This is a genomic window from Pseudomonas sp. rhizo66 (assembly GCF_031931925.1).
In the GTDB taxonomy this organism is placed as follows: domain Bacteria; phylum Pseudomonadota; class Gammaproteobacteria; order Pseudomonadales; family Pseudomonadaceae; genus Aquipseudomonas.
Genome location: NZ_JAUJWZ010000004.1, coordinates 233852 through 256270, shown reverse-complemented (window position 1 = coordinate 256270; position 22419 = coordinate 233852). Strand labels below are relative to the sequence as shown.

23 protein-coding genes are annotated in these 22419 nt (G+C 59.7%); 11 read left to right on the top strand and 12 right to left on the bottom strand.

All coding sequences use genetic code 11. The annotated features are described in order from the left end of the window. Positions 1–221 precede the first annotated feature (221 nt). Complete coding sequence (locus QZR14_RS06970) at positions 222–1496, top strand: Hsp70 family protein (protein WP_123448433.1); 1275 nt, start codon at positions 222–224, stop codon at positions 1494–1496. Between the two features lie 135 nt (positions 1497–1631). On the opposite strand, the gene QZR14_RS06965 is transcribed toward QZR14_RS06970, so the two are convergent. From QZR14_RS06965 to QZR14_RS06955, 3 genes are all read right to left on the bottom strand, one after another. Further along, positions 1632–2645, bottom strand: coding sequence for an AI-2E family transporter (locus tag QZR14_RS06965; RefSeq protein WP_311996204.1), 1014 nt, complete (start codon positions 2643–2645; stop codon positions 1632–1634). A gap of 302 nt (positions 2646–2947) precedes the next feature. Then, a complete protein-coding gene (locus tag QZR14_RS06960) occupies positions 2948–3253 on the bottom strand; it encodes a PsiF family protein (RefSeq protein WP_085746533.1) in 306 nt (101 codons plus the stop codon). Between the two features lie 63 nt (positions 3254–3316). Further along, positions 3317–4111: an AraC family transcriptional regulator gene (locus QZR14_RS06955; RefSeq protein ID WP_311996203.1), complete on the bottom strand. Its 795-nt coding sequence runs from the start codon at positions 4109–4111 to the stop codon at positions 3317–3319. 96 nt (positions 4112–4207) lie between these two features. On the opposite strand from QZR14_RS06955, the gene QZR14_RS06950 reads away from it, so the two are divergent. Next, positions 4208–5095, top strand: coding sequence for a DMT family transporter (locus QZR14_RS06950; protein ID WP_311996202.1), 888 nt, complete (start codon positions 4208–4210; stop codon positions 5093–5095). A 109-nt stretch (positions 5096–5204) separates the two neighbouring features. Here the strand turns inward: QZR14_RS06950 and QZR14_RS06945 are convergent, their stop codons facing one another. The 3 genes from QZR14_RS06945 to QZR14_RS06935 all read right to left on the bottom strand — a co-directional run bounded on the left by QZR14_RS06945 (position 5205) and on the right by QZR14_RS06935 (position 7120). Then, positions 5205–6083, bottom strand: coding sequence for a triacylglycerol lipase (locus tag QZR14_RS06945; RefSeq protein WP_311996201.1), 879 nt, complete (start codon positions 6081–6083; stop codon positions 5205–5207). A 92-nt stretch (positions 6084–6175) separates the two neighbouring features. Next, complete coding sequence (locus QZR14_RS06940) at positions 6176–6481, bottom strand: DMT family transporter (protein ID WP_250602971.1); 306 nt, start codon at positions 6479–6481, stop codon at positions 6176–6178. Further along, positions 6482–7120 (bottom strand): FMN-dependent NADH-azoreductase, encoded by a 639-nt coding sequence (locus tag QZR14_RS06935; RefSeq protein ID WP_250602970.1) that lies wholly within the window; start codon positions 7118–7120, stop codon positions 6482–6484. It lies immediately after the preceding gene. Between the two features lie 109 nt (positions 7121–7229). On the opposite strand from QZR14_RS06935, the gene QZR14_RS06930 reads away from it, so the two are divergent. Both QZR14_RS06930 and QZR14_RS06925 read left to right on the top strand, forming a co-directional pair. Next, positions 7230–8177 carry a LysR substrate-binding domain-containing protein gene (locus QZR14_RS06930; RefSeq protein ID WP_250602969.1) on the top strand — a complete coding sequence of 316 codons (948 nt, stop codon included), beginning with the start codon at positions 7230–7232 and terminating at the stop codon, positions 8175–8177. 98 nt (positions 8178–8275) lie between these two features. Beyond that, a complete protein-coding gene (locus QZR14_RS06925) occupies positions 8276–8809 on the top strand; it encodes a ferritin-like domain-containing protein (RefSeq protein ID WP_093430205.1) in 534 nt (177 codons plus the stop codon). 129 nt (positions 8810–8938) lie between these two features. Here the strand turns inward: QZR14_RS06925 and QZR14_RS06920 are convergent, their stop codons facing one another. Next, a complete protein-coding gene (locus QZR14_RS06920; RefSeq protein ID WP_311996200.1) occupies positions 8939–11014 on the bottom strand; it encodes an AsmA family protein in 2076 nt (691 codons plus the stop codon). Positions 11015–11399: 385 nt separating this feature from the next. On the opposite strand from QZR14_RS06920, the gene QZR14_RS06915 reads away from it, so the two are divergent. The 7 genes from QZR14_RS06915 to QZR14_RS06885 all read left to right on the top strand — a co-directional run bounded on the left by QZR14_RS06915 (position 11400) and on the right by QZR14_RS06885 (position 16688). Continuing rightward, on the top strand, positions 11400–11867 hold the full coding sequence (locus QZR14_RS06915; RefSeq protein WP_250602967.1) for a hypothetical protein: 468 nt from the start codon (positions 11400–11402) through the stop codon (positions 11865–11867). Between the two features lie 154 nt (positions 11868–12021). Continuing rightward, positions 12022–12654, top strand: a complete 633-nt coding sequence (locus tag QZR14_RS06910) for a TetR family transcriptional regulator (RefSeq protein WP_311996199.1) — start codon at positions 12022–12024, stop codon at positions 12652–12654. 302 nt (positions 12655–12956) lie between these two features. After that, entirely contained in the window at positions 12957–13457 is a 501-nt protein-coding gene (ureE, locus tag QZR14_RS06905) for an urease accessory protein UreE (protein WP_311996198.1), read from the top strand. Next, positions 13454–14128, top strand: coding sequence for an urease accessory protein UreF (locus QZR14_RS06900; RefSeq protein WP_250602965.1), 675 nt, complete (start codon positions 13454–13456; stop codon positions 14126–14128). The genes ureE and QZR14_RS06900 overlap by 4 nt, the downstream gene beginning before the upstream one ends. Before the next feature lie 12 nt (positions 14129–14140). Further along, positions 14141–14755 carry an urease accessory protein UreG gene (gene ureG / locus QZR14_RS06895; protein ID WP_007915910.1) on the top strand — a complete coding sequence of 205 codons (615 nt, stop codon included), beginning with the start codon at positions 14141–14143 and terminating at the stop codon, positions 14753–14755. Between the two features lie 27 nt (positions 14756–14782). Beyond that, on the top strand, positions 14783–15355 hold the full coding sequence (locus QZR14_RS06890; protein WP_250602964.1) for a HupE/UreJ family protein: 573 nt from the start codon (positions 14783–14785) through the stop codon (positions 15353–15355). Positions 15356–15554: 199 nt separating this feature from the next. Continuing rightward, entirely contained in the window at positions 15555–16688 is a 1134-nt protein-coding gene (locus QZR14_RS06885; protein ID WP_311996197.1) for an AGE family epimerase/isomerase, read from the top strand. A 135-nt stretch (positions 16689–16823) separates the two neighbouring features. On the opposite strand, the gene QZR14_RS06880 is transcribed toward QZR14_RS06885, so the two are convergent. From QZR14_RS06880 to livM, 5 genes are all read right to left on the bottom strand, one after another. Then, a complete protein-coding gene (locus QZR14_RS06880; RefSeq protein ID WP_250602962.1) occupies positions 16824–17729 on the bottom strand; it encodes a cation diffusion facilitator family transporter in 906 nt (301 codons plus the stop codon). A 200-nt stretch (positions 17730–17929) separates the two neighbouring features. Then, complete coding sequence (locus tag QZR14_RS06875; protein WP_102899433.1) at positions 17930–18694, bottom strand: SDR family oxidoreductase; 765 nt, start codon at positions 18692–18694, stop codon at positions 17930–17932. An 840-nt stretch (positions 18695–19534) separates the two neighbouring features. Further along, positions 19535–20251, bottom strand: a complete 717-nt coding sequence (locus QZR14_RS06870; protein WP_064388664.1) for an ABC transporter ATP-binding protein — start codon at positions 20249–20251, stop codon at positions 19535–19537. Beyond that, positions 20248–21120 (bottom strand): ABC transporter ATP-binding protein, encoded by an 873-nt coding sequence (locus QZR14_RS06865; protein WP_250602961.1) that lies wholly within the window; start codon positions 21118–21120, stop codon positions 20248–20250. The genes QZR14_RS06870 and QZR14_RS06865 overlap by 4 nt, the downstream gene beginning before the upstream one ends. Further along, complete coding sequence (livM, locus tag QZR14_RS06860; RefSeq protein ID WP_038360429.1) at positions 21117–22418, bottom strand: high-affinity branched-chain amino acid ABC transporter permease LivM; 1302 nt, start codon at positions 22416–22418, stop codon at positions 21117–21119. Before livM ends, QZR14_RS06865 begins: the two co-directional genes overlap by 4 nt. Position 22419: the final 1 nt, after the last annotated feature.

Genomic DNA, 22419 nt, shown 5'->3' with positions numbered 1-22419 from the left:
CCGATCTCAAGTTTGTGACCGGGTGGCGCAGCAGAAGTTTATCGGCAGTGGACGGCGGTTCTGGTGACCGCCGGTGGTTCTGCCGGCCCATGCCAGCAAGTTTGGGGCAAAGTCGGAGCTTTCAAGGCAGTTTAGTCGTGAAATAGCAGATGACCGGCCTTCGAATCTGGCGCGCACTGACATACACTGCGCGGCCGTTTTTTTGACCGGAACCGAAAGACATGAAAGACGCCTCTCCAGCCCGTGCCTGCGGCATCGACTTCGGCACGTCCAACTCCACCGTCGGCTGGCTGCGCCCCGGCATGGAAACGATGATCGCGCTGGAAGACGACAAGATCACCCTGCCGTCGGTGGTCTTCTTCAACATTGAGGAACGCCGTCCGGTGTACGGTCGTCTGGCGTTGCACGAGTACCTGGAAGGCTACGAAGGCCGGCTGATGCGCTCGCTGAAAAGCCTGCTCGGTTCCAAGCTGATCAAGCACGACACCAGCGTCCTCGGCACCGCTATGCCGTTCAAGGACTTGCTCGGCCTGTTCATCGGCCAACTGAAGAGCCGCGCCGAAACCGCCGCCGGTCGGGAATTCGAGCAGGTGGTGCTCGGGCGTCCGGTGTTCTTCGTCGATGATGATCCACTGGCTGATCAGGAAGCCGAAGACACCCTGGTCGAAGTGGCGCGCAAGATCGGCTTCAAGGACGTGTCGTTCCAGTACGAGCCGATCGCCGCGGCCTTCGACTACGAGTCGACCATCGAGAAAGAAGAACTGGTGCTGATCGTCGACATCGGCGGTGGTACCTCCGACTTCTCGCTGGTGCGCCTGTCGCCAGAGCGTCGTGGCCTCGATAACCGTCACGATGACATCCTCGCCACCGGCGGTGTGCACATCGGCGGGACCGATTTCGACAAACAGCTGAGCCTGCAAGGTCTGATGCCGCTGTTCGGCTACGGCAGCCGCATGAAGAGCGGCGCCTACATGCCGACCAGCCACCACATGAACCTGGCGACCTGGCACACCATCAACTCGGTGTACTCGCAGAAATCCAGCCTGGCGCTGGGCAGCATGCGCTACGACATCGAAGACACCGGCGGCATCGATCGCTTGTTCAAGCTGATCGAACAACGTGCCGGGCACTGGCTGGCAATGGAAGTCGAAGAAACCAAGATCCAGTTGACCCACACCGACAGCCGCCACGTGCCGCTGGACCGCATCGAAGCCGGTTTGAGTGTTGAGCTGACCCGAGCGCTGTTTGAATCGGCGATTGATGCGTTGCTGGAGCGGGTACGCGGCAGTGTTACCCAGTTGCTGAACGATGCCGGCGTCGCAGTGGAACAGGTCGACACGGTGTTCTTCACCGGTGGTTCGAGCGGCATTCCGGCGCTGCGCAACAGTGTTTCGGCGATGTTGCCGAATGCACGGCATGTCGAAGGGAATATCTTCGGCAGCATTGGTAGCGGTCTGGCGATTGAAGCGATGAAACGCTACGGCGCGATGGCCTGACCTGAAATCGGCGTCGCGCCTTTCGCGAGCAAGCTCGCTCCCACATTTGACCGCATTCCTTCAGTTGAAATGCAATCCCATGTGGGAGCGAGCTTGCTCGCGAAGGCGTCAGATCAGGCACCACAGATCCATCGGTTACACCATCCCGCCCAGCTTCAATTCACTCTTCAGGTACGCATAATAAATCGGCCCCGCCACCACCCCCGGCAGGCCGAATGCCGCCTCGAACACCAGCATCGCCAGCAGCAACTCCCACGACTTGGCACTGATTTGCCCGCCGACAATGCGCGCGTTGAGGAAGTACTCGAGCTTGTGGATAAAAATCAGATAACCCAGCGCAGCAATCGCCACCCAGATCGACAGTGACAGGCCGACGATGGTGATCAGCGTGTTCGACATCAGGTTGCCGATCACCGGCAGCAGGCCGAGCAGGAAGGTCAACACGATCAGGGTTTTGGTCAGCGGCAACTTGATTCCAAGCATCGGCAGGATGACCGCCAGGAAGATCCCGGTGAACACGGTGTTCAGTAAGGAAATCTTGATTTGCGCAAACACGATGTTGCGGAAGGCCTGCACCAACAGGTGCAAGCGGTCGAACAGCGCCGCCGCCAGCGGTTTGCGCTTGGTGACGTCGGGGATGCGCTGCAAAGCAATGATCGCACCGAGCACCATGCCGATCAGCAGCGTCACGAACATGTGCGCCGCGTCTTTGCCGACCAGCTGCAGGTCGGACAGGTGCTTGCCCATCCACTCACCTATCGCTACGCGAAATTCTGCAGCACTGGCCGGCAGATAGGCGTCGATAAACGGCGGCAATTGCCCACGCGCGCGGTCGACCACACCCATGAACTTGTCGAGGGAAGCGCCGGGGTTTTCCGCTTCATGCAGCAGAAAGCTGATGGCGCCGGCGAAGATCAACGCCAGCACGCTGACGACCAGCGTGCCCAGCAACGCCACCGCCAGCCAACGCGCGCGGCGGCCTTCGATCAGCCGTTGCAGTTGCGGGGTGAGCATGTTGACCAGTTCGAATACCAGCAGCCCGGCCAGCAGGCTCGGCAACAAGCGCAGCGGCAGCACCAGGAGCAAACCGCCAAAAATGATGATGCAACTGACCCAGAACACTACATGACGCTCAGAAAACGTTGGCATACAGCCTCAAAACGAACGGCGTAAAAGGATTGGCAGTCTGCCAGCGTTCCCGGGGGAGCACTAGGTATATGCGGTGTTTCGGTTTTTGCTGCACGGCTTGAGATCCAGCCCTCACCCTAGCCCTCTCCCGGAGGGAGAGGGAACCGATCGAGGAATGGCGAAGAAAACCGGCGACCTTCCAGTCCTGTATTGAATCCAGAATCGGCCAGATAGTTCAGGTCGATGGATATCTGAAAACAACACGGTCAGTACCCTCTCCCTCTGGGAGAGGGTCAGGGTGGGCGGCCCCCCACAGAACCAGGTTATTTTTTCTTCAGGCAATCACTCATGAAGGTCTTGCGCGCATCGCCGGTCAGGGCTTTGGTGGCGGCATCGGCGTTGCAGGTTTTCATTTTCTGCTGCTGCGGGGTCAGGGCTTTGGCATCGTTGGCCGCAGGCGTTGCCTTGAGGCAGGTGCTCATGAAGGCTTTGCGCTCATCGCCTTTCAGACTCTTGGCGGTCGCATCGGCATTGCAGGTGGTCATTTTGTTCTGTTGCGCCGTGGCGGCGAAACCTTGGGAACACAGGAGCAAACCAATCATCAACAACGGCACACGCAACATCTTCATGGAGTTTTCTCCTTGTCGCCGCTCCGATGGGGGCGGCCTCTGCTGGAGTGTAGCCAAATCTTGTTACACCTTCCTGCCTTCCAGATGGCTACGCCGATACTGCTCCGGCGTACACCCAGCCTGCCGCGCGAACATGGCAATAAATGCCGAGCCGCTGCTGTAACCGAGATCAAAAGCAATCTCTTGCACGCTGCGCGAAGTCTCCAGCGCCTCGATTGCGGCGAGATAGCGCAGACGCTGGCGCCACTCGCCAAAACTCATCCCCAGTTCACGGACGAATTGCCGGGCCAGCGTGCGTTCGCTGACATGCACTTGCAGCGCCCAATGCGCCAGCGGCTGATTGTTACCCGGCTCGGCCTGCAAGGTTTCGAGGATCGCCAGCAACCCCGGACTGCTCGCGTACGGCAGATAGCATTCGTGCACCGGCGCCTGTTGCAGTTGATCGACCAATACCTGCGCCAGGCGCTGATCGGCATCGCGTTCGGGAATCTTCACGTCGCGGGCGGCGAAGTCTTTGAGAATCGCCTTGAGAATGTCGCTGATCGCCAGGGTACAGGCGCGCTTGGGCAGTTCGGCGCAGACCTTGGGGTCGAGGCACACCGCGCGATAGTTGACCGGTTGATGGCTGTAGAAACTGTGCTCGACCTGCGGCGGCACCCACACCGCGTACTGCGGCGGCGACATGAAGCGGCTGCCATCGACGTCCATGTGCAGCACGCCGTGCGCGGCGTACTCCAGCGTGCCCCACGGATGACGATGGGGCGCGGCGAATTCATGGGCATTGAAGTCGGCGTAGCGGAAGTACACCGCCGACGGCAGTTCGCAGAAATCCAGCAGATCGATGTGTTTGCTGTTCATGCTGTCCGGTTTCAGAGGCAGGTTGTCCGGTTCGCAGTATAGGCTTGCATCCAGACAAGGGATAATCGCCCTTCATCAACGTAATGGTTTCAACTCATGCAATACGCGTTTCCGCTGCTGGCGATTTTTATCTGGGCCGGCAATACCGTGATCAACAAACTCGCAGTCGGGGCAATTTTCCCCGCCGAAATCGGTTTCTATCGCTGGCTGCTCGCCGGTTTGCTGTTCACCCCGTTCATGCTCAAAGCGGTGATTGCGCACTGGCCGCAGATCCGTCCGAACCTGGGCAGGATTTTCATCCTCGGCGTACTCGGCATGGCGGTGTATCAAAGCCTCGCCTACTTCGCCGCAACCCTGACCACCGCGACCAACATGGGCATTATCCTGTCGCTGATGCCGTTGATGTCGCTGGCCATGGCGATCATCAGCCTTGGCCAGCGCCTGACCGCCGGCGCGCTGGTCGGCGCAGTCTTGTCGTTTGCCGGTGTGTTGGTGGTGGTGTCGTCCGGCAGCCTCGGTGCTCTACTGCAACACGGGGTGAACATGGGTGATGCGATGATGCTGATCGCCACCCTGGCCTACGCGATCTACAGCACCCTGCTGAAAAAATGGCAGCTGCGCCTGCCGCCTCTGGTGTTGCTGTATTTGCAGGTGTTGGTGGCGATCGTTGTGTTGTTTCCGCTGTATGTCGTTTCGCCGAAGACTGGTTTGACCCTGCAGAACATTCCACTGGTGCTGTATGCGTGTCTGTTGGCGTCGATGCTCGCGCCGCTGGCGTGGATGCAGGCGGTGCAGCGGTTGGGGCCGAGCCGGACAACATTGTTCTTTAACTTGCTGCCGTTGATTACTGCGCTGATTGCGGCGGTGGTGTTGAAGGAACAGTTGGCGATGTATCACCTGGTGGGCGGGTTGTTGACGTTGGGCGGGGTGATTCTTTCCGAGCGTTGGACCACCGTGTTGGGCCGCCGGATCAGCGTTGCCTGATGGAAAAGATCGCAGCCTGCGGCAGCTCCTACATGAGTTCGGGGCGTTCACAAAATTTGCGTTCGACACCGAACCTGTAGGAGTTGCCGAAGGCTGCGATCTTTTGATCCTAAAGACCGGCAGCCTCAAGCCGCGCCGCATGCTCGACAAACAGCCGCACCGGATCCGCCCCCTTGCCGACCAGCCCCAGCGACTGGTTAACAATGTCGAAATGATCCAGCGGATAGTCATCGCCAATCACCGTGCCCAGATGCGAGCTGTAACGCCCGACCATGCCGTCGCACTGCCCCGGCTCGCGCACGAAGGTTTTCGCAAACAGGCGACAGCTGCGATTGGTGCCGTCGAACAGATTACCGCCACGATCAGTCTTGCCCGGTTGCAACGTCCCTGACCATGAGTAATAACGCACACCATTGACCTCCTCCGGCCCGTGCCCACCCCAAGTTTCAGGCAAGCCCTGTGGATAACGCTGATTGAACAGCGCAACACCCTCAGTCGTCAGCGATTGGTGCGAGGCATGAATATCCACTGGCAGTTTCGGCCCGTGGTAACTGGTCTCCAGCAGCGCCATCAGCCAGCCGACAAAACGCAGCAATGCTTCAAGCAGACGGCCCTTGGCGCTGTCCGCCGGGTAGTGTTTTTGCAGATAGTCAGCCAGTTCCGAACCATGATTCGGTCCTGCGACCGATGTAACCGACGCCACCAGATCCGGCCGCTTCGCCGCCGCATAGCGCGCCGTCAGCGAACCCTGACTGTGGCCGAACAGGTTGACCTTGTGCGCCCCGGTCTCGCGCAAGATCTCATCGATCCGCGCCAGCAACTGCTCGCCGCGCACTTCCGTCGAATGCAGCGGCGACACCTGTACCGCAATCACCGTCGCACCGCCACGGCGCAATGCCTTGATGATGCCGTACCAGTACGGATAGAGAACCAGCCGGATAAACCCGAGCATACCGGGCACCAGCACCAGTGGATAACGCGTCGACATGGGCAAACATCCTTGTGGTCGGTGAGTGGATGCTAAGGCGTGCAAAACGCCCGCCAAGCATCCTCCCTGATGATGACAGCTCAACGACCAGCCTACTTCAGGCCCACCACCCCCGCCACAATCAGCCCTACCGAAACCAGTTTGACCAGCGTCAGACTTTCCCCCAGCAAGGCAAAGCCGAGGAACACCGTGCCGAGCGAGCCAATCGCCGTCCAGATCGGGTAGGCGATGCTCACCGGCAACTCGCGCATTGCCAGCGTCAGGAAATATATCCCGCCGACCGCCGCAATCACCGTGATCAACGACGGCCAGAGCCGGGTGAAACCTTCGGCGTACTTCATGCCCATGGCGAAGGTCACTTCAAACCCGGCGGCGATCAGCAGGCACAGCCAGGCCACCTAGAACTCCCGGGCAAGGCTGAGCAAACGCTGCTCCGCCTCGGCCACCGACACCGCGAAGGTGCGTTCGGCGGACTCTTCGCCCTCGGCCGCGACCACGGTGACGTCGTTAATGCCGATGAACCCCAGTGCCGTACGCAGCCATGGATCAGCGTGGTTCAAGGCTTCCAGCTCACCACCCGGGCCGAAACCGAAACCACCGCGACTGGTGACGATCAACGCCTTCTTGCCCTGCAACAGCGGGGTGTACTGGGCGACGCCATTGTCCAGCGTGTGATCGAAGGTCAGGCCAAGACGCACGATCTGATCGACCCAGGCCTTGAGGCCACTGGGCACGCTGAAGTTGTACATCGGCGTGGAAATCAGCAGCAGGTCGTGGTCGAACAACTCGCCGACCAGTTGATCGCTCAGTGCCAGATCGGCCTGCATCGACAATGGACGCGCTTCAGGCTGTGGATAAAACGCGGCGGCGACAAAGGCTTCATTGACGGCGGGAATCAGCGCTCGACCGACTTCACGCCGAGTCACCTGCGCCTGTGAATGACGCACCTGCCAGGCGCTGAGAAAAACTTCCGCCAGCCGCCGCGAGTGCGAACGGTCGCCACGCGGGCTGGCATGAATCGCAAGAATCCTGCTCATCTGTAAATCCTCCGGACTAGAATCAAACTGCTTGTGGCTTGCAGCTTGCAGCTCGCCGTCGCTTCTTCTCAAATGAGCAAAAATCATTCGGGATGAATTCATTTCATCCATGGAGTTTCCGATGTTCGCCTCGCTACCCCTGACCGCCCTGCGCGCCTTTGAATCGGCATCACGATTGCTGAGTTTCAAGGCTGCCGCCGAAGAGCTGTCGGTCACGCCCACCGCGATTTCTCATCAGATCCGTTCGCTGGAAGACTGGCTCGGTGTCGCGTTGTTTGAACGCCTGCCGCGCCAGGTGCGCCTGACCGAGGGCGGCGAACGCCTGTTTCGCAGCCTGCACGGCGCATTGCTGGAGGTGGCACAAAGCGTCGACACCCTGCGCCCGCAACGCAGCGGCAGCACGTTGACGCTGTCGACCACCGCAGCATTCGCTGCGCTTTGGCTGGTGCCGCGTCTCGGGCGCTTTTACGCGCAACATCCGAACATCAACGTGCGCCTCGATACCCACTGCGAAGTCATCGATCTGCATCAGGACGCCAGTGTCGATCTGGTTTTGCGCTATAGCCTCGACGATTACCCGAACCTGTATGGCCTGTGCCTGTTCGATGAATCGTTCGGCGTGTACGGCTCGCCCGAGCAAGTGGCGCTGGCGGCGCGGCGCACGCCAACGTTAATCAGCGTGCGCTGGCACAACTCGAAACTGTATGCCCATGGCTGGGAAGCCTGGTGCGCCAAGGCCGGCGCAAACTGGTTGAATCAGCCACCGGCCATGCGCGAATACGATGAGGAGCATTACGCCCTGCAAGCAGCGATCGCCGGGCAAGGGCTGGTGCTGGCGAGCAATATTCTGGTGTCGGAGAGTGTCGCCAGTGGTTTGCTGGTGCCGTTCATGGGCCAGGTTCAGGTCGATGGTGCCGGGTACAGCGCGTTGTGTGTGCCGGGGCGCGAGCGGCATCCGCCGGTGCGGGCATTTTTTGCCTGGTTGCGCGAGGAGGCAGTTTTGTCCGGGCTGGCGCCAAGATCGCAGCCTTCGGCGGCTCCGACAGGGGTTGCGTAAACCGATAAAACTTTTTGCAACGCTCATGACTCACAGCTTAGGTAGCGACCGCGTCCACAGAACGTGGCGACAATCGGATTAGCCTCCAGGAGATCGAAATGAGCGACGACCTGCATCTGTCAGATGTTCAAACCTTGCGCGAACGTGCGCGCCAACACGTCGAAAACGGCGCCGTCACCGAGGGCTACAGCGCCGACCGTGAAGAGGTGCTGCGCTTGCTTAATGAATCGCTGGCCACTGAACTGGTCTGCGTGCTGCGCTACAAGCGCCACTATTTCATGGCCAATGGTGTGAAAGCCCATGTGGCGGCTGAAGAGTTTCTCGAGCACGCCACCCAGGAAGCCCAGCACGCTGACCGTCTGGCCGAGCGCATTGTGCAGTTGGGTGGCGAGCCCGAGTTCAACCCCGACATGCTGTCGAAGATGTCCCACGCGCAATACGTGGCCGGCAACACCCTCAAAGAGATGGTCTACGAAGACCTCGTTGCCGAGCGGATCGCCATCGACAGCTATCGCGAAATCATCCAGTACATCGGCGAGAAAGACCCGACTACGCGGCGTATCTTCGAAGATATTCTGGCGCAGGAAGAAGAGCATGCCGATGACATGGCTGACATCCTGAACGACCTGTAAAACATTAAAACCGCCTGCTCGCGAAGGGGCCGCAACAGAAGCAAAAAGATCGCAGCCTTCGGCCGCTCCTACATGGAAATGCATTCCAAGGTAGGAGCGGCCGAAGGCTACGATCTTTTGATCTGGCTCTTATTTAGTGGGTTTTACGGTAACGGGCGCCTTGCCCGCCTTCATCTGCTCCAGCAACGGCGCACACTGATTCGGCTCGCCACCACTCGGCGCCACCAGCGCCAACAGCCCCGCCGCCGGCGCAGCGATCACACCCAGCGCAACCATCCCCGCCCCGCGCAACATCAGCGGCACAGCCTTCACGCCGGCATCCGGCTTGATGAACTTGCCGCGTACATACAGCGGCGAACGCAGGGAAATCAACCGCCAGCCTTTGGATTCCGGGGTCACGGTCAGATCGAGCTGCTCGGTGGCCATGTTCGCCGTGCCGTCGATATAGATGATCGCGTTCTCGGTATCGAAGACAAACAACTGCGTGGTCGCCAGACCGGTCTTGATGTCGAAGTCCGCCGCCGCGCAGTTGATCTTCACTTCCTTGTCGCCAAAGATCTTGCCGACCACATAGTTGCCGACGTTGAGCCCGGCCAGTTCCATCAGCTCACGGCTGATCGCGCCGTCGTTGATCAACATCTTCAATTTGCCGTTGGCGCCGCCCAGCAGCTTGGCCACCGAGTTGCCGCGACCAGTGATATCGGCGTCGCCATTCAGCTCACCAAAACTGGTCTTCATCGGTTCGAAAGTCGGGAACAGCTCTTTGAGTTTGAACCTGCGCGCAGTCAGTTTCGCCCGGCCTTCCAGTGGCTCGGTGCGACCGTTGAGGCGAATCTGTGCATCAAGATTGCCGCCAGCGACGCCGAAGCGCAGTGGCTCAAGGCTCAGTTCGCCGTCGTCGAGTTTCAGGTGGGTATAGAGGTCATTGAACGGCAGTTTCTCGCTGTGGACGATGCGCTTGCCGGTGAACTCGACGTCGGCATCCATCGCGCGCCAGCGGTCAGTCTTGAACTCTTCCACCGGCAGCACTTTATCGGCCGGCTGTTTGCTCTCGCCACCGCGCGCCTTTTGCTTGTCATTGGAGTCGGCGCCGATCAGCGGTGCGAGGTCAGCGAACAACAGTTGATTGGAGAGCAACGCGCCGCTGAGCTTCGGCCGTGGCTGGCTGGCGACGTAGGTCAGGTCGCCATGGATGTCGCTGCTGCCGATCTTGCCGTTGAACTGCTCATAGGTAAATTTCGCCCCGGCCTCGTCGTGCAGCTTGGCGATCAAATGGCCGTCGGTGGCGTACGGTGGGGTGTCCGGCAGGGTCACGCCAGTCAGCGGGTAAAGATTGCCGAGGCTGGCACCGGCGAGTTTCAGGCGCAGATCGAGGGCGCCGAGGTTGAGGGGATCGGTCAGCGTGCCGGCCAGTTCGATGCTGGTATCGCCGATCTTCGCCTGGGCCTGCAGCGGGAATGGCTTGCGCGCATCCTGCAAGGCGAGCAGCCCACCGATCTTGCCTTGGCCGGTCAGTTTCTGGCCGTGGTATTGGCCTTTGACCTTCAAGGCAAACGCGTAATCCTGCGGTGCACCGCCCTTGTCCTGGGCAGTCTTCGCCGCTTTGGCACCCACGATGTCGCTATACGGAATCGGTTTACCCAACGGATCAATCAGCACATCGAGATTGGTTTTGAGCGTTTGATCGTCGAGGGTGACGTGGCCCTTGTCGAAACCGATGGCGCCGATGTCGACGACCCAATTCGACGGCTCGGCGTTGGGATCCTTCGGATCGAACTTGAATACCCAGTTCGCTCGACCATCGGCCAAACGTTGCAACTCGGCATTGGGTTCGGTCAGATCGATGCGCGGGATCACCACCCGTTGCGCCAGCAGCGCCAACGGCGAAATGCGCAGCTCAACGCGTTTGAGCGTGACCATCTGCGGCTTCTTTGACCAGTCCGGGTTGCCCAGGCTCAAATCCTCAGCGACCACGTGCGGCCACGGCACCCAGGAACGCCAGCCGCCCTCGTCCGGCTCGCGCTGCCAGATCACCGCAAGGTTGCCGTTGATGGCAAACGGTCGGTGCAGTTCTTCCGAGACTTTGGCGTTGAGCGGCGGTTTGATCCGGTTCCAGTCGAAGAACACGATGATCAACACCAGCACGGCCAGTAGCAGCACGAGAATGGCGAAGGTCCAGCTGAAGATTTTTCCAGTGCGCGTCATGCACAAAGCTCCTGATCACGACCGCACGCAAAGACTGCGGCGTACGGCTGAAACGGCGGGCCAAAGCGGCCCCTATGAAATCTACGACTGGCAAACGAGTCGCAGGTTTAATCGAAAGGCCGATTAACGCGCAAAAAGTCGCGCGAAATCTGACCAATCAGTCGAACAGTGTTACCGCGACCCGCACTTTTGCGAGGCGCGAGTGAGTCGGAAATACCCACCTCGGTGCAAAACCGTCGCCCGCAAAGGCCCGATCTAGAGCCTTCGGGCAGAACAATCAATTCTGTTGATTATTACCATTGCGTTTATGAACTTTTATATCGACTTATCGAGAGTAGCATTGCCCTCGTACCCACTTTATCGCCCTCCCAAGGAGCAACCCATCATGAAACGCCAATTACTGCTCAGCCTTACCCTGTCGATGCTAGCCAGCACTGCTTTCGCCCTGCCCGCTGCCGATCAGGCTACTCCGCAAGTAAAAGACAGCCACTCGGTGTTCAGCCAGACCGTAGCAGCTGATGGTTCGGACCGTACCCCACAAGGCCAGACCCTGGCTGAAGGCGGCCGTGATCGTCTGGAAGAGAAAGGTCTGGTTCAGGACGGCTACGACAAGACCCCACAAGGTCAGACTCTGGCATCCGACGGCAGCGAGCGCACCCCACAAGGCCAGACCCTGGCTTCCGACGGTAGCGAGCGCACCCCACAAGGCCAGACCCTGGCTTCCGACGGTAGCGAGCGCACTCCACAAGGCCAGACCCTGGCTGACGACGGCTTCGACAAAACCCCACTGGGTCAAGCACTCGCCGAAGGTGGTGGTGACCGTGTGATCGAACGCAACAGCGCCCTGAGCTAAGCCCATGGCGGCCGCGAAAAAAAGCCCAATCACCGGATTGGGCTTTTGACTTTCCTGGCTGGTGAAATCCTTCGCTACATGTCCTCCCGTTCGACGCCGACAAAGCCGATTTGCTAGAGTGCGGCGCTTGTCCTGCCAAAGAACACACCCTGCGATGCTGCCCCGCGCCGAACAGAAACAACAGACCCGCAACGCCTTGATGGACGCTGCCCGCCACCTCATGGAAAGCGGCCGAGGATTCGGCAGCCTGAGCCTGCGCGAAGTGACCAAAACCGCCGGGATCGTGCCCACCGGTTTCTACCGGCATTTTGCCGATATGGATGAGCTGGGCCTGGTGCTGGTCAGTGAAGTCGGCCAGACCTTTCGTGAAACCATCCGTTTGGTGCGGCACAACGAATTCGTCATGGGCGGCATCATCGATGCTTCGGTGCGGATCTTCCTTGACGTGGTCAGCGCCAATCGCTCGCAATTCCTGTTTCTCGCCCGTGAACAGTACGGCGGTTCGCTGCCAGTGCGTCAGGCAATTGGCCGGTTGCGCGAGAACATCAGTTCCGACCTGGCGGCCGACCTGACGATGATGCCCAAGCTTCAGCATCTGAACGCCGCCGGCCTGAGTGTAATTGCCGACCTGATCGTCAAATCGGTGTTCGCTACCCTCCCCGACATCATCGACCCGCCGGCCGAAGCCCTGCCGGAGCATCTGACGCCACAGGCAAAGATCACCCAGCAACTGCGCTTCATCTTTATCGGCCTCAAGCACTGGCAAGGGCTGGGCAGTACCGAGTAACTCCCCCTTATTACTGACACAACAAATTCCCCCTGTGGGAACGAGCCTGCTCGCGAAGGCGTCGTGTCAGCCAACATCTACATCACTGCCCCAGCGCATTCGCGAGCAGGCTCGCTCCCACATTTGGTTCGGCGCATCAGCCTCCATTTGGTGCATGTAAAAACCTTCATGCACCAAAACATTCCAAAATCCCGCAACATCTTGAAACATCCGCTACGCTCCGACAGGGATTTCCTACATCCCGTCCGATTGGCAAGGCCCTTGCTCTAGCCAGAGTATTGTCCATAGCTGGAAGCTTTCCGATGCTGGTGATTCACCGCAGAATCGACCCTCAACCCGTCTGGGCCGCCGAGTTGCACCTGACCTTCGAAGCACGGAGCAAAAGCCGTTTGCGCTGTTTCAGTGCCGAGGGCGAAGACGTCGGGTTGTTTTTGGAGCGCGGTCAGTCGCCGCTGTATGACGGCGAATGCCTACAGGCTGAAGACGGCCGCATCGTCCGTGTCTGCGCCCGCCCCGAGCAACTACTGCACGTCACCTGCGCCAATGCCTTCGAACTGACCCGCGCCGCTTATCACTTGGGTAACCGCCACGTTGCCCTGCAAGTCGGCGATGGCTGGCTGCGCCTGCTCGACGATTACGTGCTCAAGGCGATGCTGGAACAACTCGGCGCTCAAGTCGAAGCCGTAGAAGCGCCGTTCCAGCCGGAACACGGCGCCTATGGCGGCGGCCATCACCATTCACGCCACGGCGACGAAGACTTCAACTACGCGCCGAAACTCCATCAGTTCGGCGTACGCCTGTGAATCCGGCCTGGGCGCTGCTGCGCCTGGCCAGTCCGCAATTGCCGATTGGCGGCTACAGCTATTCGCAAGGCCTGGAAATGGCTGTGGATAACGGCCGCGTGAACAACCCGGACAGTGCCCGGCGCTGGATCAGCGATCAGTTGTTGCTCAACCTCGCCCGCTTCGAAGCGCCATTGCTGCTCGCACATTGTCAGGCGGCGGCGGATGAGCAATGGGCCGAGCTACAGATCCTGTGCGAAAGCCATCGCGCCAGCCGCGAGACGCGGGAGTTACATCTGGAGAGCCGGCAGATGGGCTATTCGTTGCAGCAACTGCTCAATGGTTTGCCGGAACTCGACGCGCCGGCCCGCGCCTTTCTCGATCAATGCCCGGAACCGCATCTGGCCCTGTGCTGGGCGCTGGCCGCGCGCGCCTGGGGTATCTGCCCGCAAGACGCCCTCGCCGCGTGGTTGTGGAGCTGGCTGGAAAACCAGCTTGCCGTACTGATGAAAACCCTGCCACTGGGCCAGCAAGCCGCCCAGCGCCTGACCAGCGAACTGCTGCCGCTGCTGCAACAAGCGCAGCAAGACGCCAGCCGAATCAACCCCGAACACATGGGCAGCGCCGCGTTCGGTCTGTCCCTGGCGTGCATGGCCCACGAGCGCCAGTACAGCCGACTCTTCCGTTCTTAGGAGAAACACTCGATGAACACACAACCTCTGCGCGTCGGCATCGGCGGCCCGGTCGGTTCCGGCAAAACCGCGTTGACCCTGGCCCTGTGCCTGGCCCTGCGCGAGCGCTACAACCTCGCCGTGGTCACCAACGATATCTACACCCGTGAAGACGCCGATTTCCTCGTGCGCAACGAAGCCCTCGCACCGGAGCGGATCATCGGCGTGGAAACCGGCGGCTGCCCGCACACGGCGATCCGCGAAGATGCCTCGATCAACCTTGAAGCGGTGGATCAACTGAACCGGCGCTTTCCGGGGCTGGATCTGATTCTGGTGGAATCCGGCGGCGACAACCTGTCGGCGACTTTCAGCCCGGAATTGTCCGACCTGACCATCTACGTGATCGACGTCTCGGCCGGCGACAAGCTGCCGCGCAAGGGCGGGCCGGGGATCTGCAAATCCGATCTGCTGGTGATCAACAAGATCGACCTGGCGCCGCTGGTGGGCGCCTCGCTGGAAATGATGGACAGCGACACAAAACGCATGCGCAACGGCAAGCCGTTCGTCTTCAGCAACCAGAAAACCGGTCAGGGCCTTGAGCAAATCATCGCCTTCATCGAACGCCAGGGCCTGCTGACCGCAGCCTGATTCACTGCTCAACAAGGAAGCTTATCCATGACACTCAAACGTATTCTCGGCGCTGTGGCGCTGCTACTGACGCCAGCATTGGCCTTCGCTCACCCTGGGCATGGCGACAGCGGTCTGGTCGCCGGCATCAGTCACCCGATTGGCGGTCTCGACCATTTGCTGGCGATGGTGGCTGTCGGTTTGTGGGCCGCGCAGCAGCAAGGCGCCGCGCGCTGGGCGCTGCCGTGCACGTTTGTCGGCACCATGCTGATCGGCGGCTTGCTCGGTTTTGAAGGGCTAGAGTTGCCAGCGCTGGAAAGCGGGATCGCCGCGTCGGTACTGGCGCTGGGTCTGGCGGTGGCCCTGGCGGTGCGTCCGCCATTGGTCATGGCAGTAGCGGCGACGGCGCTGTTTGCGTTGTTCCATGGCGTGGCGCATGGCTTGGAACTGCCGGACATGAGCAGTCCTTGGGCGTATGCGGCAGGTTTCGTCGTCGCGACGGCTGCACTGCATGCGGCGGGTTATGGCGTGGTGCGGTTCCTGCCTCAAGCTGCTGCACCATTGGTGCGGTTGGCAGGAGCGGCTTCGGCGGTGACTGGCGCCTGGTTGTTGGCAGGCTGATCTCTATCGCCTGGGCCGGCCTCATCGCTGGCAAGCCAGCTCCCACAGGTTTTTGGGTAAGTCCACAATTGTGTGAACACCAAATATCCTTGTGGGAGCTGGCTCGCCAGCTATGACGGCCGATCAGACACCAAACCTCTAAAGCCTGCCGCTCTGCTACCATGTCGCGCAATCGCCTCAGCCGTGACGACGTCCGCCCATGCCCCACGCTTCTCGCTCCACCTCCCTGCCCGAATTGACTGCCCTGTTCGGCGCTGTGCAGCAGCACTTCGTCAACGTGATCGTGCCGCTCTGGCAAGGCCCGGGCTGGAATGCCGACATGGCGCTTCCTTATGAGGCGCTGGACGCCACACACCAACCACTGCCACCGCAACGCTATCGAGCGATGGCCTGCGCACGGCAGTTGTATCTGTTTTCCAGTCTGATCGGGATTGTGGATAACGCTGACGTACGCGCAGCAGCGCTGTTTCGCTCGCTGCAACGGCACTTCCACGATGCCGAGCATGGCGGCTGGTTCTACAGCATCGACGCCCTGGGCAAACCGCTGGATCAGCGCAAGGATCTCTACACCCACGCCTTTATCCTGTTTGCTTGCGCGCATTACTGGGAGAAGTCAGGCGATCCGCTGGTCGAATCGACGCTGAATGCAGCGCTGGAAATCATTGGCCGGCGCTTTGCGACAGGCGACGGTTTGTACGAAGCCTGTCTGGAACGCGACTGGATCACCCTGCAAACCGGTCCACTGCAGAACCCGTTGATGCACCTGGCCGAAGCATTTCTTGCCACCCTCGCCGTGCGCGAAGATGCCCAGACGCAGAAAGCGTTGCTGGAGTTATGCACTGCCATGCACAAGCACTTCGTCGACCCGCAGCATGGCGTGTTGATGGAGAAACCGCTCGGCGCTGTGGATAACTGGTATGAGCCGGGGCATCAATTCGAGTGGTATTTCCTGCTCGAATCATCGGCATTGTTACGTGGTTCGAAACTGCACGGGGCGCTTGATCGCGCATTTGCGTTCACCGAGCAATACGGTGTGGTGCAGCCATCCGGTGCGGTACGGGCGATGCTCGATCTGGAAACGAATGGACGCCCGCGAGACTCGACCCAGCGGATCTGGGCGCAGGCGGAATATCTGCGCGCGCTGACCTTGCGTCAGGGCAGTGAAGTGGTGGCGCTGCGCCAGTTACAGGCATTGCGGCAGCGGTTTCTGCATGCCGGCGGCTGGCATGAGTGCCGGGATGAACAGGGTGAGGTCAGCCGCAAGGACATGCCATCGACGACCCCTTACCACTTGGCGACTTGCTATAGCGGCCTGGCTGAATATCTTCGCTGACTTATAGATCGCTTTCGCGAGCAGGCTCGCTCCCACAGTTGATTGTGCGGTTCACAAATAGTGTGTTCAGCGCAATTCAATGTGGGAGCGAGCCTGCTCCGGGCGGCGATCCGACGAATGGCCGTTATGCGGTCTCTAAGCGATCCACTTCTTGTCACCGGTAAAGCTGATGGTCAGCCAGCGCGCCGCATCCGGCTTGCCCAGCTTCGCGGAAATCTCCTCACGCAGCGCATCCAGCTGTCCGACATTGCTCAGCGCATAATCCGCCGGCAACACCACATGAATCTCGATGAACCGCGCCCGGCCGTGCTTCTGCACGTACGACACGTAATCGTCGAAACCATGCTCGGTTTTCGCTGCATCCATTACCTGGCGCACCTGATCATCCAGCGTGTCCGGGGCAATCCCCAGGACATCGCGCAGCGCCGGGCCAAGGATCTTGAACGCCGGCGGCAGCATGGTCAGCGCCAGCACGATCAGGATCAGCGGGTCGACATACACCGCCCACTGGCCATAGCCCTGAGACTTGAGCAGCAGCGCCGCGAGGAAACTGATCAACAGGCCCACAGACAGCATCGCGTCCACCAGCCAACTGATGTTGTCGAACTGGATCAGGCTGGATTTGAGCTTGCGATTGCGGTGCCGCACGTAGAAGAAGTAGGCGAACTCGACAACGGTAAACACCGCTGCATAAATGATCACCAGCCCCAGCTCGATCTCACGGCCACCGTTGATGATGCCGAACACGCCGTTGAGAAACGCGTAGATCGCGATCAGCATCAGAAAGCTGCCTTCGATCAGCAGCACCATCGGCTCCAGATGCCAGAAACCGAACTGGAAACGGTGGTTGCTCTCCTTGGCGATCAGCTTGGCGGTGATCAGCATCAGGACTTTGATGAACGTTGCGATCAGCGAGAAAAAACCATCGAACAGGATGGATTGCGAACCAGAAACAAAACCGGTGACGATCCCGGCAATCGCCACAGCCAACATCAGAATGGTCGATTGTTTGAGCAGTGCCTGCTCACCTCGGTTACTCACTTTGACTCCTCGAAAAACCTTGAAAACCGCGGGGTGCGGTTGGGTTGTTGCGAGGGGAGTTTACCTTATCGCCATTTTTTGCCTGTTCTGGCCTCATCGCTGGCAAGCCAGCTGCCACAAGTATCGAGCCGTTCACAAGATTTGTGTACGCCAATAAACCTGTGGGATCTGGCTTGCCAGCGATTGGCCGTAACGCGGTGTCAGGCCTTATTGCGCTCAATGGCAAACCCGGCCCAAGTCTGGCTCACCGGCATCAATTCCAGGCTGTTGATGTTGATGTGCGCCGGCGCATTCATCACCCAGAAAATCGTCTCGGCAATGTCCTGCGGCTGGATCGGTTCGGCACCCGCGTAGGTCGCGTTGTAGCGTTCCTGATCACCGGCAAAACGCACCAGCGAGAACTCACTCTCGCACAGCCCTGGCTCGATGTTGCTGACCCGCACCCCCGTGCCCTGCAAGTCGCAGCGCAGGTTCAGCGAGAACTGTTTAACGAACGCTTTGGTCGCGCCATACACATGGCTGCCCGGGTACGGATAGTTGCCCGCGATGGAGCCAAGGTTGACGATGCCGGCGCCACGGCCATGGGCAATCAGGCGCGGCAATAGCAAGCGGGTGGCGTACATCAAGCCTTTGACGTTGGTGTCGACCATGGTGTCCCAATCGTCCAGATCGCATTTCGGCGCTGGGTCCACGCCCAGGGCCAGACCTGCGTTGTTGATCAGGCCACGCAGTTTGGCGAACGATGGCGGCAAGTTGGCAATCGCCTCCTCCATCGCCTTGCGATCACGCACATCGAGCACCAGGCCATGCACTTCGGTTTGCTTCGACAATTCAGCACACAGGGCGGTGAGGCGTTCTTCACGACGGCCGGTCAGCACCAGTTTCCAGCCAGCCTCGGCAAAACGGCGGGCACAGGCTTCACCAAATCCGGACGTCGCGCCGGTGATAAACAGGGTGTTGGACATCGTGTTCTCCTTGCTTCGGCCGCCGGGGCAGGCCTTGGATTTGAAAATCAGCAGGCAGCATGCCCGCCCGCGCATTCACGGGCAACTCCCACAACCTGTACAAAAAACAAACAACCCTGCCAACGCCATAGCCACCGTGGCCTGTAGCCATGTGCACGCATGTTATCCACAGTCCCTTCCACAGTTTCCGGGGGCAACTGGAATCGCGCAAAGCCGCGCCATACAAGGCTTTGCGGGGGAAATAGAAAGTTTTTTGCTTGACCCTGAAGCGGCAGATGTGCGGCCTATGGCGTTTTGCACGACCGACCGGTCAACGCAGTGATTGCGCGAGGCCAGTAATTACGGCCCTCAGCGCCGTCTTTCCAGAGTTTAATCACAGACTTATCCACAGGCTCGTCGACGGGTAATGATCAATGGAGTGACGTCTATAAAAAGGTTGACAACGACGTCTTCGACTCCTGTAAAAACGTCTGATCAAAAAACAGCCACATCCTTGCAGGCCACGTATTACAAGGCGTGCAGCTATATACACCCACGTTATTCACAGCCAGCTCCACAGTAACCGGGGACAAGTCAAAACTGTGGAAAAACAGCCATTTGCAGCGTCTATATGTCGCGCTTTGGCAGCTTGGGGAATTTGTTTTCCACAATTCCACGCAAGACTTGAAATCACTGATCAATTCCCTGTAGGAGCAGCCAAAGGCTGCGATCTTTTGGTCTTTAAAGACAACATCAAAAGATCGCAGCCTTCGGCAGCTCCTACACAGGCGTGCGGTATGTTTGAGGAATGAAAAAGCCCCGGGACTTGCGTCGCCGGGGCTGTGCATAACGCGAAAAGAATCAGTGCCCGCCCAGATAGGCGTTACGAACCTCCTCGTTCACCAGCAACTCTTTGCCCGTGCCCGTCAGGCGAATCTCGCCGTTGACCATCACATATGCGCGGTCCGACAGCTTCAGCGCATGGTTGGCGTTCTGCTCGACCAGGAAGATGGTCATGCCGGTTTTCGCCAATTCGCGCAGGGTTGCGAAGATCTGCTTCACCACGATCGGTGCCAGGCCGAGGCTAGGTTCATCAAGCAGCAACAACTTCGGCCGACTCATCAACGCCCGGGCAATGGCGAGCATTTGCTGCTCCCCCCCGGACATGGTCATCGCCCGCTGATTGCGCCGCTCTTCAAGCCGTGGGAACAGCTCGAACATGCGCTGCATGTCCTCTTTGGCGTACTTGTCGCCAATCGGGATGGTGCCCATCAGCAGGTTTTCCTCGACGGTCATGTCGGGGAACACTCGCCGCCCTTCCGGCGATTGCGCGATGCCGTTGGAGGCGATGTAGTGCGAGGACTTGTGGGTGATGTCGACGCCTTGATACAGGATCTGCCCGCCCGCCGCCCGTGGCTGGCCGAAGATCGACATCAGCAACGTCGATTTGCCCGCGCCGTTGGAGCCGATCAGGCTGACGGTTTCCCCTTCGTTGATTTGCAGCGAGACACCTTTGAGGGCCTGAATCGGGCCGTAAAAGACGTCGAGGTCTTTGAGTTCGAGGATCGGTTGGGTCATGCCACTTCCTCTTCATCGGCGCCCAGATAGGCCGCGATCACTTTTGGATCATTGCGGATCGCTTCAGGCCCGCCTTCAGCGATGACGACGCCGTGGTCCAGCACCACGATGTGATCGGAAATACTCATCACCATGCCCATGTCGTGTTCAATCAGCACCACGGTCAAATCATGCTCGTCGCGCAGCAACCGGATCATCGCGCTGAGCGCTTCGGTTTCCTGAGGGTTGAGGCCGGCGGCGGGTTCGTCGAGACAGATGATCTGCGGCCGCGTGCACATGGCCCGGGCGATCTCCAGACGACGCTGTTGACCGTACGAGAGTTCACCGGCGAGCCGGTTGGCGCAATCCACCAGATCGACCACTTCCAGCCAGTAGAACGCGCAATCCAGCGCGTCGCTTTCGGCCTTGCGGTAGCCCTTGGTGTTGAGGATGCCGGCGAGCATGTTGCGGTTGACCCACATGTGCTGGGCCACCAGCAGGTTTTCCAGCACCGACATTTCCTTGAACAGGCGAATGTTCTGGAAGGTTCGCGCCAGGCCTGCACGGTTCACCAGATGGGTGCCGCCGAACATCTTGTAGTACAGGCGGCTGAGGAAAGATTTCGGCGAAACGAAGTCGGTCGGTTTGAACGATTCGCCCAGCAACTGAATGACGTTGGTCTGCTGGCCGCGCACGTTGAGTTCGATCTTGCCGCCCGAGGCTTTATAGAAACCGGTCAGGCAGTTGAACACGGTGGTCTTGCCGGCGCCGTTGGGGCCGATCAAGGCGAAGATCGAGTTGCGTTTGACCTTCAGGCTGACATCGCTCAACGCCTTGATGCCACCGAAATGCATCATCAGTTTTTCAACAGAGAGTACGACTTCACTCATGGCGCAGTCCTCTCATAGTGAATGGCACCTTTGCGTGGAGTGACCCCGGTACGGCTGATGCGAATCAGCCCGCGTGGTCGCCAGATCATCATCAACACCATCAGGATGCCGAACAGCAGCACGCGATACTCGGCGAAGCCGCGAAGCAATTCCGGGGCGACAGTCAGTACGAACGCGGCGATCACCACACCGATGGTCGAGCCCATGCCGCCGAGCACGACGATGGCGAGGATCAACGCCGATTCGAAGAAGGTGAACGAGGTCGGGTTGACGAAGCCTTGGTAAGTCGCGAAGAACACACCGGCCAGACCTGCGGTCGACGCACCGATGGTGAACGCCGAGAGCTTGACCAGCACGTGGTTGAGGCCCATCGAGCGGCAGGCGATTTCGTCTTCACGCAAGGCTTCCCAGGCGCGACCGACCGGCATTTTCACCAGCCGATGCTTGATGTACAGCACAGCCAACACCACGAGGAACAACACCGCGTAGATGAAGTAGTACTTCACGTCCGGGTTGTAGGCGATGCCGAAGAACTCGTGAAACGGCACCCCGCCATCCTTCGCCCGCTTGCCGAACTCCAGACCGAAGAACGTCGGCAGCGGTGCTGGCATGCCGTTCGGGCCGCCGGTCAGCGACAACCAGTTGTTGAGGACCAGGCGAATGATTTCACCGAAGCCCAGCGTCACGATCGCCAGGTAGTCGCCATGCAGACGCAGCACCGGGAAGCCGAGGATGCAACCGGCCAGCCCGGCAGTGATCGCCGCCAGCGGCAACACCGTCCAGAAGCCTAGGCCGAGATACTGATAACCGAGCGCCAGACCATAGGCACCGATGGCGTAGAACGCCACGTAACCGAGGTCGAGCAGACCGGCCAGACCGACCACGATGTTCAACCCCAACCCCAGCAGAACGTAGATCAGCCCGAGGATGACCACGCCCAGCAGATAGGAATTGGAGACAAACGGCACGATGACGGCCAGCACAATCAGCAGCGGGATGATCCAGCGCAGCGAGGATTTGTGATCGGCAGGCAGCACATGCACACCGGAACCGGTACTCTCGAATCCGTCGAGAATCTTCAGGCCCTTGGGTGTTTGCAGGAACAGGCTGAGGGCAAAGCGACCGACCATGACAATGCCGATGATCCAGGCCACGCGAGTCGGTTCGAGGTTGAAGCTGTAACCTTCGAGCACGACACCGACAATCGGGCCAAAAACGATCAGGGCAATCAGGCCGGCAAGAATCGCCTCAACCAGGCTTTTTTTGATATCAATGCTTTTTTGAGTGGTTGAAGACATC

Coding starts and splice junctions, on each gene's coding strand:
- QZR14_RS06885 (WP_311996197.1), top strand. CDS start 15,555: ATGCCCCACGCTTCTCGCTCCACCTCCCTGCCCGAATTGACTGCCCTG.
- QZR14_RS06865 (WP_250602961.1), bottom strand. CDS start 21,120: ATGAGTGAAGTCGTACTCTCTGTTGAAAAACTGATGATGCATTTCGGT.
- QZR14_RS06915 (WP_250602967.1), top strand. CDS start 11,400: ATGAAACGCCAATTACTGCTCAGCCTTACCCTGTCGATGCTAGCCAGC.
- QZR14_RS06970 (WP_123448433.1), top strand. CDS start 222: ATGAAAGACGCCTCTCCAGCCCGTGCCTGCGGCATCGACTTCGGCACG.
- livM (WP_038360429.1), bottom strand. CDS start 22,418: ATGTCTTCAACCACTCAAAAAAGCATTGATATCAAAAAAAGCCTGGTT.
- QZR14_RS06910 (WP_311996199.1), top strand. CDS start 12,022: ATGCTGCCCCGCGCCGAACAGAAACAACAGACCCGCAACGCCTTGATG.
- QZR14_RS06930 (WP_250602969.1), top strand. CDS start 7,230: ATGGAGTTTCCGATGTTCGCCTCGCTACCCCTGACCGCCCTGCGCGCC.
- QZR14_RS06955 (WP_311996203.1), bottom strand. CDS start 4,111: ATGAACAGCAAACACATCGATCTGCTGGATTTCTGCGAACTGCCGTCG.
- QZR14_RS06935 (WP_250602970.1), bottom strand. CDS start 7,120: ATGAGCAGGATTCTTGCGATTCATGCCAGCCCGCGTGGCGACCGTTCG.
- QZR14_RS06945 (WP_311996201.1), bottom strand. CDS start 6,083: ATGTCGACGCGTTATCCACTGGTGCTGGTGCCCGGTATGCTCGGGTTT.
- QZR14_RS06965 (WP_311996204.1), bottom strand. CDS start 2,645: ATGCCAACGTTTTCTGAGCGTCATGTAGTGTTCTGGGTCAGTTGCATC.
- ureG (WP_007915910.1), top strand. CDS start 14,141: ATGAACACACAACCTCTGCGCGTCGGCATCGGCGGCCCGGTCGGTTCC.
- QZR14_RS06920 (WP_311996200.1), bottom strand. CDS start 11,014: ATGACGCGCACTGGAAAAATCTTCAGCTGGACCTTCGCCATTCTCGTG.
- QZR14_RS06950 (WP_311996202.1), top strand. CDS start 4,208: ATGCAATACGCGTTTCCGCTGCTGGCGATTTTTATCTGGGCCGGCAAT.
- ureE (WP_311996198.1), top strand. CDS start 12,957: ATGCTGGTGATTCACCGCAGAATCGACCCTCAACCCGTCTGGGCCGCC.
- QZR14_RS06890 (WP_250602964.1), top strand. CDS start 14,783: ATGACACTCAAACGTATTCTCGGCGCTGTGGCGCTGCTACTGACGCCA.
- QZR14_RS06875 (WP_102899433.1), bottom strand. CDS start 18,694: ATGTCCAACACCCTGTTTATCACCGGCGCGACGTCCGGATTTGGTGAA.
- QZR14_RS06960 (WP_085746533.1), bottom strand. CDS start 3,253: ATGAAGATGTTGCGTGTGCCGTTGTTGATGATTGGTTTGCTCCTGTGT.
- QZR14_RS06870 (WP_064388664.1), bottom strand. CDS start 20,251: ATGACCCAACCGATCCTCGAACTCAAAGACCTCGACGTCTTTTACGGC.
- QZR14_RS06925 (WP_093430205.1), top strand. CDS start 8,276: ATGAGCGACGACCTGCATCTGTCAGATGTTCAAACCTTGCGCGAACGT.